This window comes from Blautia sp. HCP3S3_C4 (genome assembly GCF_052064095.1).
Classification (GTDB): domain Bacteria; phylum Bacillota; class Clostridia; order Lachnospirales; family Lachnospiraceae; genus Blautia_A.
The window spans coordinates 18,510-32,367 of sequence record NZ_JBQHWF010000001.1 but is presented as its reverse complement, the minus strand read 5'-3'; the positions used below and the strand labels follow the sequence as shown (position 1 = coordinate 32,367).

12 protein-coding genes are annotated in these 13,858 nt (G+C 41.4%); 1 reads left to right on the top strand and 11 read right to left on the bottom strand.

The genetic code is table 11. The features are described from left to right. Positions 1 to 15: 15 nt before the first annotated feature. The 8 genes from ACTNC6_RS00170 to ACTNC6_RS00135 all read right to left on the bottom strand — a co-directional run bounded on the left by ACTNC6_RS00170 (position 16) and on the right by ACTNC6_RS00135 (position 9,794). Positions 16 to 306 carry an AtpZ/AtpI family protein gene (locus ACTNC6_RS00170; RefSeq protein ID WP_243874012.1) on the bottom strand — a complete coding sequence of 97 codons (291 nt, stop codon included), beginning with the start codon at positions 304 to 306 and terminating at the stop codon, positions 16 to 18. A 365-nt stretch (positions 307 to 671) separates the two neighbouring features. Next, positions 672 to 1,781 carry a substrate-binding domain-containing protein gene (locus tag ACTNC6_RS00165; protein WP_441033589.1) on the bottom strand — a complete coding sequence of 370 codons (1,110 nt, stop codon included), beginning with the start codon at positions 1,779 to 1,781 and terminating at the stop codon, positions 672 to 674. 155 nt (positions 1,782 to 1,936) lie between these two features. Further along, positions 1,937 to 2,677 carry an RluA family pseudouridine synthase gene (locus tag ACTNC6_RS00160; RefSeq protein WP_441042921.1) on the bottom strand — a complete coding sequence of 247 codons (741 nt, stop codon included), beginning with the start codon at positions 2,675 to 2,677 and terminating at the stop codon, positions 1,937 to 1,939. Positions 2,678 to 3,608: 931 nt separating this feature from the next. Beyond that, positions 3,609 to 3,734, bottom strand: coding sequence for a hypothetical protein (locus ACTNC6_RS00155; protein WP_019162986.1), 126 nt, complete (start codon positions 3,732 to 3,734; stop codon positions 3,609 to 3,611). A gap of 345 nt (positions 3,735 to 4,079) precedes the next feature. Then, positions 4,080 to 6,338 (bottom strand): hydratase, encoded by a 2,259-nt coding sequence (locus ACTNC6_RS00150; protein ID WP_441042920.1) that lies wholly within the window; start codon positions 6,336 to 6,338, stop codon positions 4,080 to 4,082. A gap of 235 nt (positions 6,339 to 6,573) precedes the next feature. Then, positions 6,574 to 7,440 carry a carbohydrate ABC transporter permease gene (locus tag ACTNC6_RS00145; RefSeq protein WP_173743286.1) on the bottom strand — a complete coding sequence of 289 codons (867 nt, stop codon included), beginning with the start codon at positions 7,438 to 7,440 and terminating at the stop codon, positions 6,574 to 6,576. A 4-nt stretch (positions 7,441 to 7,444) separates the two neighbouring features. Continuing rightward, positions 7,445 to 8,338, bottom strand: a complete 894-nt coding sequence (locus ACTNC6_RS00140; protein WP_433844811.1) for a carbohydrate ABC transporter permease — start codon at positions 8,336 to 8,338, stop codon at positions 7,445 to 7,447. 97 nt (positions 8,339 to 8,435) lie between these two features. Continuing rightward, complete coding sequence (locus tag ACTNC6_RS00135; RefSeq protein WP_441042919.1) at positions 8,436 to 9,794, bottom strand: ABC transporter substrate-binding protein; 1,359 nt, start codon at positions 9,792 to 9,794, stop codon at positions 8,436 to 8,438. Positions 9,795 to 10,240: 446 nt separating this feature from the next. Between ACTNC6_RS00135 and ACTNC6_RS00130 the strand changes: the two genes are divergently transcribed. Further along, complete coding sequence (locus tag ACTNC6_RS00130; RefSeq protein WP_441033576.1) at positions 10,241 to 10,513, top strand: hypothetical protein; 273 nt, start codon at positions 10,241 to 10,243, stop codon at positions 10,511 to 10,513. Positions 10,514 to 10,526: 13 nt separating this feature from the next. Here the strand turns inward: ACTNC6_RS00130 and ACTNC6_RS00125 are convergent, their stop codons facing one another. The 3 genes from ACTNC6_RS00125 to ACTNC6_RS00115 all read right to left on the bottom strand — a co-directional run bounded on the left by ACTNC6_RS00125 (position 10,527) and on the right by ACTNC6_RS00115 (position 13,845). Further along, positions 10,527 to 11,123 carry a hypothetical protein gene (locus ACTNC6_RS00125; protein WP_044997334.1) on the bottom strand — a complete coding sequence of 199 codons (597 nt, stop codon included), beginning with the start codon at positions 11,121 to 11,123 and terminating at the stop codon, positions 10,527 to 10,529. 247 nt (positions 11,124 to 11,370) lie between these two features. Beyond that, positions 11,371 to 12,741 carry a UDP-N-acetylmuramoyl-tripeptide--D-alanyl-D-alanine ligase gene (locus tag ACTNC6_RS00120; protein ID WP_441042918.1) on the bottom strand — a complete coding sequence of 457 codons (1,371 nt, stop codon included), beginning with the start codon at positions 12,739 to 12,741 and terminating at the stop codon, positions 11,371 to 11,373. A gap of 69 nt (positions 12,742 to 12,810) precedes the next feature. Further along, positions 12,811 to 13,845: a D-alanine--D-alanine ligase family protein gene (locus tag ACTNC6_RS00115; protein WP_173743290.1), complete on the bottom strand. Its 1,035-nt coding sequence runs from the start codon at positions 13,843 to 13,845 to the stop codon at positions 12,811 to 12,813. Positions 13,846 to 13,858 lie beyond the last annotated feature (13 nt).

Here is a 13,858-nt window from a genome sequence, read left to right as displayed (position 1 = left end):
TCTCCCTTCCATCCACTATAAATGTCTGTTGAACGATACTTTATTTTTCTTCTTTCTGCTCTCTTTTCTCTGCTGTCTGTTAATAGAAAGATAAAATTTATATGCTACTGTCCCAGAACCTCCCAGTCCAAAAAAGAAACCCGGAATAAAAATCCACCCGCCAACACCTGTATGGGAAATAAGAAACCAGCAGAACGCCAGACACAGCAAAAGCGGTGTGATAAGAGACAAGCTAAACTGAGACAACATAGTAACATTTTTAATAATCTTTGACCATTGCTTCATGCCATTCTCTTTTTTATCCAATTTTCCTCCTATTTATGACTACAAATCATCCATATCCTTTCAGTTATAAACTTATATAATCCTGTTTTCCTCTGATCACTGATTATGTTCATAATTTTATCATATCGCATGTAAAATTACAAGAAAGCTGTATAATTTTATCAAAATTTAATTATAATTTTACTATTTTTTGTTATATTTATATCATGCATGTGATTATTTCAACATATTATATTTATTTTTTGTGACCAAATGAAAGCAAAAAAAGCACAAGAACAGTACACTTCTGTTCTCATGCTTTCTCTTTTGTATATTTCTCTTACCGTAAATACCCGATATTCTCAATAATCATTTTTTATTCATAATCTCTCCGGAAACTGCCAGTTCTAATCTGTATAAAGATATGCACTGCTCTCCGGATCATCAAGAGTAGATGCATCGATCCATGCCGGATTGGTCAGCACGTTTTTCTCTATTTTCACCGACTTTCTGGGTGCTGTGGTCTCTGCTGCCGCCCAGATCGTCTGATATCCCATAGCATAAGGCTGCTGGGAAACACAGCCAATCTCTGTTCCCTTTCTGATTGCCTCCTGCTGTTTGGAAGTGGCATCTACACCAACCAGGGCAATACTGTCACTTTCCGTACTTTTATCCATTTCCAGATACAGCTCTGTAATATCCGCATTGGTGCAGAACACTCCGTCCAGTGTTGGATATTTCTCCAGAACCTCCTGCATTGCAGCTTCCATATCATCAACCTGATCGGAATAAATGGTCTCCACTACCTCAATATCTCCATATTTCCGGATATTATCCATGAAGCCCTGGACTCTGTCCTGTACACTCTTTGTTTTCTCCTGAGCAGAAAATATTGCTATCTTTCCCATCTTTCCAATCGCACTTCCCAGCCTGTATGCAGCCATCTTGCCTACCTGTACATTATCTGTACCACGATATGCCCGCACCAGCTTCTTCTCAGAAACATTAGAGTCAAAAACAATAACCGGAATCCCATTCTCATGAGCTGCTTCAAGCTGTGCCTGACAGGAATCCATATCTCCTGCTGAAATGCACAATACTTCAGGATTCTCTGCAATTACCGCGTCAATAATGTTGATTTCGCTCTCCACATCCTCTTCATTATCCGGTCCCTCAAAGGTCATAGTAATAGCATCATCCTTCTTATAACCATAGGCATCATTGATGGCTGCCACAGCGTCCTCCATGCCTTTCTTTACCATTTTCCAGTACTCTCCCTTTGTGGACTTGCTCACAACAGCAATTCTGGAACCTGCCTGAATCTTCACACTGGTGTCAATTTCAGGAATCAGAGGACTCCCATCTCCATCCTCCACTGCCTCTGCCTCAGAATCCTCTTCCTCAATAGCATCTGCTACCAATGGCTGGATAGTCTCCTCAACCTCATCCTTACTGCAACCTGACAGCATTGTCAAAGCCACTGTCATACCGATCACTGCTACTATCGGTTTCTTCATGATCAATCTCCTCTTTCTATCGCGCTACAACCGAGCGGGTAAATCATCCGTTTCACTGCTTATACACAGCCGAAAAATCAGGCTTTATTCATTTACATAAAGCTAACATTTTATCCCTTATATTATACACATTTTAAATCTTTCGTCCAGAGATTTTATATTTTTTTCACGGAGAATTCACGAAATACCGTTCCTGTGGGTGCAACCTGAAATTTCATCTTTTTCCCTGATGCTGGATGTGTAAACTCCAGCTGTACCGAACACAAGGCCAGTGCTTCTCTGCTGTTTTCCACAGGATTATATTTACGGTCTCCCACCAAGGGCATCCCTGCATGTGACAGCTGTACTCTGATCTGATGATGGCGTCCTGTTTCCAGCCGAACCTGTACCATGCAGCGTTTCTGTCCCTGTACTTCCCTGCTTTCCAGAATCTTATAATATAAAACTGCTTTCTTCCCACCTGCTGTACCAGCAGGCACCACTGAAGAAGAGTTCGTTTTATTATCTTTGCAGAGCCAGTCTGTGAGGCATATCATCTGCACTTTTTCCTCTTCCTTTGTGTCTGTGCTTTCCTTTTGCAGTACACTTTCCCTTTTCACATCTGTCACCGCCAGATAAGTTTTGGAAATCTCCCCCGTCATCATCTGTCTGTTTAAAGTCGCTGCCGCTTTCGGATTCAGAGCAAACACGAGCACTCCTTCCACCGGCTGATCCAATCGATGGATCACAGCCAGATAAGGTATCTTTCCCGTTTTTTTTTGCGCAATATAATTCTTTAGCAGGCTTTCCAGATCCATGGTCCCCACACGCCCACTCTGTACTGCAATCCCTGCCGGCTTATGGCAGACCAGGATATCCTTATCTTCATATAAGATACATTCTCTCACATCTTTCATCTATATATAATCTCCTTTATAAAAGCAGTAAATATCCCAAAAATTATACCTCAATCTTCATTTTCACGCAACGCCAGTTTCACTCCAAGATGGTCTGCCGCAAAACATGCAAAATAAAAAACCACGCCAGGCGTGATTTTTTCAGGCAAACTCAAAGACGGTCATCACTTTTTACTCTACCAGATTTCAAAAATGATGACCGCCTCAATGTTCTTCGTTATTCAATTTATTTTCCTCTTAGTATTCTTTCTATATTATTTATAGACTGTTCTACAAGATTCGCTATTCAATTTTTAAATTTCAAATCTTAAAATTCTTCTCTGATTTCCTGCTCATAATCCAAATGATATGTAATCATTGGTCTTACTTAGAAAGTTATATAGATTTTAATTATAATTTCACGGATTATAATTACAAATTGGAAATACTGGATACACTTTTTCATCTTTTATATAAGCAATTATAAATTTAACTTCTTAAATTCATAACCGTTTATGTGTTTATACTTTATCATCTCATCCGAACCAGGTTTTTCAAATACAATATTTCTATTTTAATTCAAGAAATCTGTCATCCTATGTAAAGTATTTTGAAAAAGTACCTTCGTAATTCACACTCAATATCTGAATCCATTATTATATGGAAGATATTCTTCTGATGCAAAGCTTCAATCTATATCCTAAAGTTACTGATATACATCTCAAAGTATCGTTCTTACCTTCAATCTATCTGTTCCCTGAAACTCAGCTTTCAGGCTAACTATTGAGATAAGGGTTATACTCTTTTAATAAATATTTCTTTACATATTTATCAAAATCTCTGTACCAGGTCTGTGACAGTTATTCAATATAAGTTATCGCTTCTATAATACTCTGGATACAAATTCTATTCCATTCTGAAAAATAATTTCATTTGTTGGAAAACCGTTTCATCATCTTATGTATCCGGTCTTTCTGGCAGGAAATGCGATATCTGCCACTCTTATATTGATTAAGTCTGTAAATTCATTTCCAACGGAATCACCTAACCCTTCTAAAATAATTTCATCCTTCTTCATTGTAACATTTATCTATACTATGAATTGAATGAATTTCTTTTTTAAGATTTTATTTCCTGTTTCTTTTTGATGAACTTATAATACCATCATGCTTCGTATTTGTCAATACATTTTTCTATTTATTTTCATATTTTTTATCTTATTATTGTTTTATTTTCATTAATTTTATATTTTTTCTATTTATCTCGTAATTTTCTGACTTTTTAAGTTTCCAAGATTTGATTCTGTCAAAATATTACCGTTCATTCCGTTCTCAGCAACACGCTTTGCTGGATATTGCCTATGAACAATAACAGCAAAATCAGAAATGCAGCCGCTTCCCAAACGACTGCATTTCTTTATTATTTATTTACGATTATAATTGATCAGACATCCCTTAAGGATAATCTCTCTTTCATCATCTGTAAGCTCGCCCAGAGTCACCTCAAATTCTTTCAGACCTTCCTGTCCGACTACATATCCTTTGATCACATCAGCCTTATTCTCCACAGCCTGACGGATTTCCGGGAAAAACAGGTAATCCCCGTTCACAAAGGGAAGCTTTCCTTCCTGGATCAAAAACGGAAGCATGCCCCAGTTGATCAGATTCGAACGATATCTCTTTGTTGCATATTCATTTGCCACATTTGCCCATCCTCCAAGTACTTTCTGACAGGAGGCAGCCTGTTCACGGGCTGAACCGTCACCAGGTTTCACAGCAAAAATGGTACTTCCAACTCCCAGATTTTCTTTGCTGACCTGCGGATAGGATTTCTTGATCACTTCCATCACCGGTTTCAGCTCCGGAAGTGCTTCAGCCGGACATTTACCCTCTTCAATTGCTTTCTGAGCAATCTGGACTTCCTTGGCGCGGCCTACATAAGCCGGATCCTTTCTGGAAAGGGTAAATTCTGCCAGTCCCAGAGGATTGGAACGGTAGGAAGAAGTCTCACCGGAAGGAATCAGTTCATCTGTGGTAGTAACCGGATCATGAATCTCAGAAACAACCTTCACAATAAGATTCTCCGGAAGTGCAGACATCTTTGGCCAGTCCTTAATATTTGGACCAAACTGGATCTCTACAGACGGATCAGCTACACCCTTGCTGTCAAAAACACGATTTTCATAAATAGTCTTATCAAAGAAATATTTCTGACCTGTATATCCTCCGGCATATTCCTCAGCAGAAGTAAGGAATCCCTTATTAGCAGCTGTAGCAGCTATAGAGCGGGCATCCATAAGTGCCACAGAAGAAATCTGGCCATTCTGGATCTTAGAACCTTCACGGTTCGGGAAATTTCTGGTGGTATGACGAATGCTGAACGCATTGTTTGCAGGTGTGTCACCAGCCCCAAAGCACGGTCCGCAGAAAGCAGTCTTAACTACAGCACCTGTTTCCAACAGATTAGCCAGAACACCATTTTTTGCCAGTTCCATATAAATTGGAGTACTTGCCGGATAAACACTTAATGTAAAAGCATCCGCACCAATGCTCTTGCCCTTCAGAATATCTGCTGCAGCACAGATATTTTCAAATCCGCCGCCTGCGCAGCCGGCGATGATTCCCTGATCTACATACAGTTTTCCATCAATCACTTTATCTCTGAGTGTATATGGTATCTTACCATCCAGACTTATCTGAGCTTTTTTCTCCACATCTGCAAGAATATCATCCAGATTAGCTTTTAACTCGTCAATGGTATATGTATTACTTGGATGGAAAGGCATTGCGATCATAGGTTTGATTTCTCCCAGATCAATCTCCACACATCCATCATAATATGCAGTTTCGCCTGGTTTCAGCTCTTTATAATCCTCACTTCTGCCGTGGATCTCATAGAATTCCTGAATTTTCTCATCTGTCTGCCAGATAGAAGAAAGGCAGGTTGTCTCTGTAGTCATAACGTCCACACCAATACGGAAATCAGCGCTTAAATTTGCCACACCAGGTCCTACAAACTCCATAACCTTATTCTTCACATAACCATTGGCAAAAACCTTACCGATAATAGCCAGCGCAACGTCCTGAGGTCCCACACCAAGTCTGGGTGCTCCCTTCAGATAAATAGCAACTACACCCGGCATATTAATATCATAGGTCTGGGAAAGAAGCTGTTTCACAAGCTCCGGTCCTCCTTCTCCCATTGCCATGGTTCCAAGCGCACCATAACGTGTATGGCTGTCTGAACCGAGGATCATTTTGCCTCCTGCTGCAAGCATCTCTCTTGCAAACTGATGAATAACAGCCTGATGAGGCGGTACATATACGCCGCCATACTTCTTGGCACAGGTAAGTCCAAACATATGGTCATCCTCATTGATCGTTCCGCCTACTGCGCAAAGAGAATTATGACAGTTAGTCAGCACATAGGGTACAGGAAATTTCTCCAGTCCGGATGCTCTGGCTGTCTGAATAATTCCCACAAAGGTAATATCATGGGATGTCAGTTTATCAAATTTAATCTGAAGTTTCTCCATATTTCCGGAAGTATTGTGGGATTTCAGGATTGAATAAGCAATCGTATTCTCTGCTGCCTTTTCTCTGGAAACAGACAGCTTTGCCTCAGTCTCCGGTACGATCTCCTTACCATTCAGCAGGTAAACACCGGTATCATATAATTTCATAATATATCCTCCTTTTCCTGACTTTCTCCGAAAGCACGCTTTTATACGCTAATTTGCAGAAATTTAAACTTAATTATAGGTTATCTGAAGCAAATAATCAAGTACCAATCCGAAACAAAAGAAATCCTGTTACTGAGAACGGAGCAAACAATAAAGAAATCCCCCGGAAAGGAGTTACACACACCTTCCAGGGGACTCTTGGCATTAGTATATGAATAACAGGATCTGTGGCAGATCAGCCTTTAACAGCTCCTGATACCATACCTTTGATAATCTCCTTGCTAAATGCAAAATACAGGATTACTACCGGCGCCATAGTAATCAACATGGCAGCCATCTGCTTCGGATAATCCGATGCAAACTGTCCCTTGAACTGTGTCAATGCAAGCGGTACAGTCTGAAGACCTACATCCTTGATCAGAACCAGGGCGAAAGAGAACTCGTTCCAGCAGCTGAATACCTGAATGATCGCAATCGTTGTAAGGATCGGGCGGCAGATTGGAAGAATAATCGTCCATAAAGTATGGGTAAAGTTACTTCCGTCAATTGCCGCAGCCTCTTCCAGTGATACCGGAATAGATTTCACATAGCCCTCTACCAGGAAAATACCGATAGGGAGACCAAAGGATACATATGGAAGAAGCAAAGTGAACCATCTGTTGTTGATTCCGCATTTCTGGAATACTACATAGATAGGAACCAGCAGAGAATGGATAGGAATCAGCATACCCATCAGGAACATGATATACAGTACACGGTTCAGTTTAAAATGAACACGCGCCAGAATATAGCCTACAATAAAGCTGAATATAATAATAAGAACAATAGATACACCTGTAGTTCTTACACTGTTTAACATAGACTGTCCCAGATGATAATCCTTATTAGAAAGGATTTTAATATAATTAATCAAAGTAGGGTCCTTTGGAAGCCCCATAATATCCGCATTAAATACTCGTTTTTCCTTCAGCGAGGAATACATCATCCACACGATAGGGAAAATACAGGAAAGGGAGAAAATAAGCAGGACCGCATTTATGATCACAGCTGCAATTCCTTTTCTCACTTTGTGAGTTGCCGGTACATTTGCACTTGAATTCATAAACCTACGCCTCCTTTTCCCTGGTAAGATATTTGATCAACGCCTGAGAACCGCCGATTACCAACAACGACAGTACAAAGATTGCTACTGAAATACAGCTACCATAGCCCATGTTGCTCTGGCTAAAGGAAACCTGGTATCCGTACATTGCCATAACCATGGATGCCGTACCCGGACCGCCCTTTGTCATAACATAAATATTATCGAAAGCTTTCATATTACCAGCTACGCAAAGGGTAATACATACAAGCATTGTGTTCTTGATCAATGGCAGGGTAATATACCATGCTGTCTGAAGTCCGTTGGCTCCGTCAATCTGAGCACTTTCAAAAATTTCCGTATCAATAGAAGCAATGGCGGAAAGAATAATTACCATATAATAACCTATGTACTGCCAGATCAGCGGAATTGTTACACAAAGCATAACGATTTTCGGATTATTCAGCCATACCTGACACAGATCTGCACGTCCGATCGCTTTCAGGAACCAGTTGATCAGACCATATTTATTATGATAGATCATGTTCCAGATCAAACCAATACATACAGCTGCGATCGTACTTGGGAAAAATCCGAAAGTACGGTGCATACCTTTTAATTTTGTTGCTTTTGCATTAACCAGCAGGACCAGAAGGAAAGCAATGCCAACCTGTCCGATGATACATGCGATTACCAGATAAATATTATGTCCAAAGGACTGCCAGAAAGTAGAATCATGGATCAGCTGAACATAGTTTGCAAGTCCGTTAAAGGTTTTTACAGGGCCTCCCTTCCACTCAAAGAAGCTGTATACAAGAGCTGTTACCAGCGGAACAAATACCGTAAAAATAAACATTGCAACTGGCAGGCACAGATATAAAATAAGAGTTTTGGTTTTAGGTTTAATTGTCGTCAACATATGCTGCATCTCTCCTTTCTACACTCAAAAACCGCTCCGCCCACCGCAGTGGGCAGAACGGTCATTGCTTATAGATTTATATTCTTATTTATATAATCTATTTATAGTTCTCTTCGTATGCTTTCTGAGCATTTGCTGCTACATCTTCCGGAGTCATATCACCATTCATCATAGTCTGAAGATCTGTGTTAAGAACATCCCATACAGCGCTGTTGATGTAGGAGTCATAAATCTCGCATTTTGTTGTATCAACATAAGAGTAGTTGTAGAAGTCCTGTGTAATCTGGTCGAATTTGCTCAGGTCAACATCGTCTGTCTTTGTTAATCCGCTAAGTGCATAGTTCTCTGCTACATAAGAGGAGAATGCAGGTCCTGTAAGTTCCTGTGCAAGGTCAATAGCTGCTGCTAATTTGTCAGCATCGTCAGCAACCTTAGGATTGATTGCTACTGCATATCCAAGACCGATGTTCTGAGAATCAGGATCCTCTGTTGCATCTGCAGGCTGTGGAAGAACTGCAAAGCCGATGTTGTTGTATTTCTCTTCATCGCTTTCTTTCAGAGTTGCTGCGATATAGGATTCATCCCAGTTACCACCGATAAATGCTGCTGCATCACCGGAGATATAGTACTCACGTGCATCTTCGTTTGTTACAGAGTTGAAGTCTTCGTTGAAGATCTTGGTTTCTGTGAACAGATGCTGTGTTTCTGTCAGAGCTTTTACAAATGCTTCGTCAGTAAATTTGGAACCGCTGTTGTCAATCAGACCCTGGAACCAATCTTTACCTGTATATCTGTCACCTAAAGTAGAAAGGAAGTCGCTGTTTGCCTGCCATTTTCCGCCATTACCAAATGCAACAGTATCAATACCCTGCTCCTGGAAATATTCGGAAGCTTTCTCAACATCTTCCCATGTAGATGGGAATGTATCGTATCCTGCTTCTTTCCACATAGCCTTGTCATAGATAACTACTGTACAAGTACCACCTGTCAGTACCGGATATCCATAAAGCTTATCGCCAACCTTAAATGGTGTAAAGTAATCCTGATCATATTTATCATAATACGGAGAAGCTTTAATTGTGTCTGTCAGATCCATAACCAGTCCCTGCTCAGCCCATGCCTTGGTATTCATACCCTGAAGTAAGAATACATCCGGAAGGTTATCTGCTGCTGCCAATGTAGCGATCTGTGTTTTGTATTCTGCATTTGCAAGAACATTTTCGTTCAATGTAATGTCCGGATGAGCTTCCTGCCATGCTGCAAGAGTTGTACGGAATCCATCAGATCCACCGTTTCCTTCAGACTCCTCTGATGTAGAGTAATGCATGATCTCAAGTTCACCCTTGTAAGCCAGATCATTCTTTGCAACCTCTGTAGCTGCGCTTACGCCTGTAACGCCTACCATTGATACAACTGTTGCTGCTGCAAGTGCAATTGCCATGACTTTTTTCTTCATTGTGTGTCCTCCTTTTAAAATTAAAATAATTTCGTTCCTTTTGGTGTGTGTGCTTCTCAAATCCAATTTCCGAAACACCTTTCGATTAAGTTTTTCTTAATTTGTTTTACTTAATCGTTTTCTTTCCTTTATTAAACCTCACTTTTACTAATTTGTCAATGCTTATTTTGCTTAAATTATGCGTTTCGTATAATTCGCTATATTTTTAACCCGTTTTATTGTGCATTTTTACTTTTCCCTGTTTTCACAAGAAACTTGTCCTTTTATATTTTTTGACTATTTTCGCTTTTTCCAACTATTTATCCGAACTTTAGCTTAATCGTTTTCGATACTGTTTCCCATAGCTTTTCTTCCCTTTACTGTCTACTGTTTCTTTACATTTTGCCTGTAATCCTCTATACTGTTTTCATCACTATCTGCAGACAACCGAATCAGGGAGGCAAATTATGTTTCGTTTATGGGGCAAAATATGGAAAGATAACCGTTTATTAAGAGATACTGTAATATGTGACGATTCCCAGGATACCAGAACCCACAAAATATTCCGGGGGCTGGAATCCGTCTGTTATGAAATGGATCTGGAAAATCCTATCTGGCTGGATTCCACTGTCAAGGATTTCCAAAAACATGACAAAGCCAGATTTTATCAGGATAACTTCATTGAACAGATTGATTTTGATTATCTGGAGATCCAGGTTATAGAAGAGGACGGTCAATAGACCGTCCTCTTTGTCAATCCATAAACTCCCGGATGATCTCTCTCATGATCTCCTCTTCCTCAGGAGTAAGCATTCTGCTGAAATGGCTTCCTGCAGCCGCAGTCTGCCGGATACTCTCTGCAATATGTTCTACAATTTCTTCTCTGGAAGCCTCATCCGGCTTTCCTGCTGCCGGAGTTTCCTCTGTCCAGATCCTGACCTGCTCCACATAATCAGAAAGTGTATTCATAATAAGCTCCTCCTTATAGGTAAAATCCAAAGCCTGGCGAAGCAGCAAAAGAGCTGCCGGTACAATTGCCCCTACATAAAGATAGGCAAGAGGCACCCCCTTCTGTCCGGCACCGGTTGCAGTAAGGGAAATCGCAGTCACCAGGAGAGCCGTACAGAAAAGGGAAGGATACCATACCATACGATTCATCCTGTTCAGAAGCCTGTCCCTGGTTCTCCATAAATTCATCCATTTCTCTTTGAGATTTGATTTTATCCCTGTGTTTTTTCTGATCAGTCTTCGATAAGTAAGATGTGTTGTTAGCATCCCTGCCGCTCCCAGGCCACCCAGGGCAGCCATTGCATAGAGCAGAAGATGCAGATTCATGACCTTCTCCGCCATAACATCCTCCTTCTGATTCTGAACTGCAGTCATTCCGAAAAATTCCTCTTCCTGTTTCACAGTCTCAAGGTATTTTTCGAAATCTCCATAAATGTATTATACCTCTGTCAAAGCCCCCGGGAAACTAAATTCGTTCGTCAAATTCAGCTACAAAAATACAGAACCTGCACATAAAGCAGATTCTGCATCTATTCCTGTCTATTTCATTTTCTTCAGCACACACCAACCGGTATTTGCTTTTCCTCTTTTACATTTTCTGTAATACTTCAACAACTTCCTCAAACTTCATAAAATGAGATGCTTTTACCAGAATCGTATCCTCTTTCTGTACATATTTTTTCAGATGAGCCAGAAGGCTTTCTCTGTCCGGCTCATAAATCACCTCCAGGGAGGGATTCGCCTCAGCTGCTGCTTTTGCCATATTCTTGCAGAGTGCACCTGTACAGATCAGTACATCTATTCTGCATTTACCGGCATGCTCTCCCACTTCCCTGTGAAGCTCCGCCTCATCGGTTCCCAGCTCTCCCATGTCACCAAGAATAGCTACTCTACGTCCGGCTCCGTCCTGAAGCACATCCAGGGAAGCCTTCATGGACATTGGGTTGGCATTATAGCAGTCATCCACGATCAGAAATTTCTCTGTCTCAATCATTTTAAAACGTCCGCTTACCGGCTCCAGACTCTCAATTCCGGCCTTGATCTGCTCCGGTGTCAGTCCATAAATCCTGCCCACAGCTGCCGCTGCCAGAGCATTATATACCATATGACGTCCCGGCATAGGAATATCCACTGTAAAAACAACATCTCCCATATGTATGGTACAGGTCATTCCCTTTAGTCCACGGCTGATGATCTGGTCTCCATATACCTGGCATTCTCCATTCATCCCAAAAAATACCGGTGAAATTCCCTCATAATCTTTTACAGTAGATAGCTTATCATCGTCTCCGTTTAATACAATATGGCCGTCTTTCTTCAGAAATTTGAATATTTCTGTCTTAGCACGCAGTACACCATCTCTGTCTCCCAGATTCTCCAGATGGCAGGTACCGATATTGGTGATCACACAGGTATCCGGTCTGGCAATCCTTGCCAGCCTGGTCATCTCTCCAAAATCACTGATTCCCATTTCCAACACTGCCAGTTCATCCTCTTCCCGCAGGCGAAACACAGTCAGGGGCAATCCCAGTTCATTGTTAAAGTTTCCCTGTGTTTTCAAAGTGCGGTATTTCTGGCTGAGTACAGAAGCAATCACTTCCTTGGTGCTGGTCTTACCTACACTTCCGGTAATCCCAACTACCGGGATCTGAAGCTGCTTCAGATAGAATTCCGCAATGTCCTTTACTGCCTGAAGGGAGGATTCCACCACAATGTATGGAAAATCTGCACTTTCCAGCACATGCTCAGACAATGTTGCCAGTGCTCCTGCTTCCATCACCTGAGGGATAAATCTGTGGGCATCTACTCTCTCTCCTACAATAGGCACAAACAGACAACCCTTATCTGCCTTTCTGCTGTCAGTAACAACAGACTGCACCTCTTCCTGCATTTTGTCTGCCGGTCCATAATAAGTGCCTCCGCAGACCTGTGTAATATGTTCCAGAGTTAAATTCTTCATAATATCTTCTTTCTGTTTTCTCTTCTTTTGGATTCTGTTGGCTTCTGTCCTGACAGCTCCGGCTCCAGACTACTGATACTTTCTCAAAGACACTTCGATCAGTTTCTCACAGAGGGTAGGGTAATCAATTCCAAGTACTCTGGCTTCCTGAGGGATCAGACTGGTAGGTGTCATTCCCGGCAGGGTATTGGCCTCCAGACAGTACATATCCCCGTTTTCCTTCATCATGAAATCCAGACGGCAGTATCCCTCCATAAACAAAGCCTTCGCTCCTGCCTCTGCATAATGCTGCATTTTTTCGGTAAGCTCCGGTGAAAGCTCTGCAGGACAGGTCTCGATGGTAGATCCGGCCTGATATTTATTTTTATAATCATAGAATCCCTGTATGGGAGCAATTTCTATGACAGGATATGCTTTCCCGTCTACTACAGCCACCGAGAACTCACGTCCCTTAATATATTCCTCAATAACTACCTCATCCTCATAGGAATAGGCATCCTTCAGCGCCTGCTCATATTCCTTCTGGTCATTTACAATATAAACTCCCACACTGGAACCGCCGCAGCAGGTCTTGACCACTACAGGGAATTCCATTCCCAGCGCCTTCAGATCTGTAGTCATCTGAGACTTTACCATAGAAACTCCCCTTGGTGTAGGTACATGGTTCATCATAAACATCTGCTTGGTGATTCCCTTATCCATAGCCATTGCACTGCTAAGATATCCTGTTCCTGTATACCGGATTCCCATCAGGTCAAAAGTGGCCTGAAGTCTGCCATCTTCTCCATTGGAGCCATGCAGTCCTAGAAAAACAATGTCTGCCATTTCACAGAGCTTCAGGATATTTTCCCCGAAAAAGCTTCTGCGTTCTTTTTTCATAGTTTCTATTTTATCATCAAACCCGGACATATATGCAGAGGCAGCGTCCACATCATATTCCTCAGGGAAAGGATTCTCCCAGTCTACATTCTCCACTCCACAAAAAACATCTGCAAGAATTGCCTGATGTCCTTTCTGGCGCAAAGCCTTACAAATACCAGTTCCGGATATAATGGAAATGGCACGTTCTGTACTTGTTCCTCCAGCCAATACAACAATCTTCATTTTATTCCTCCTT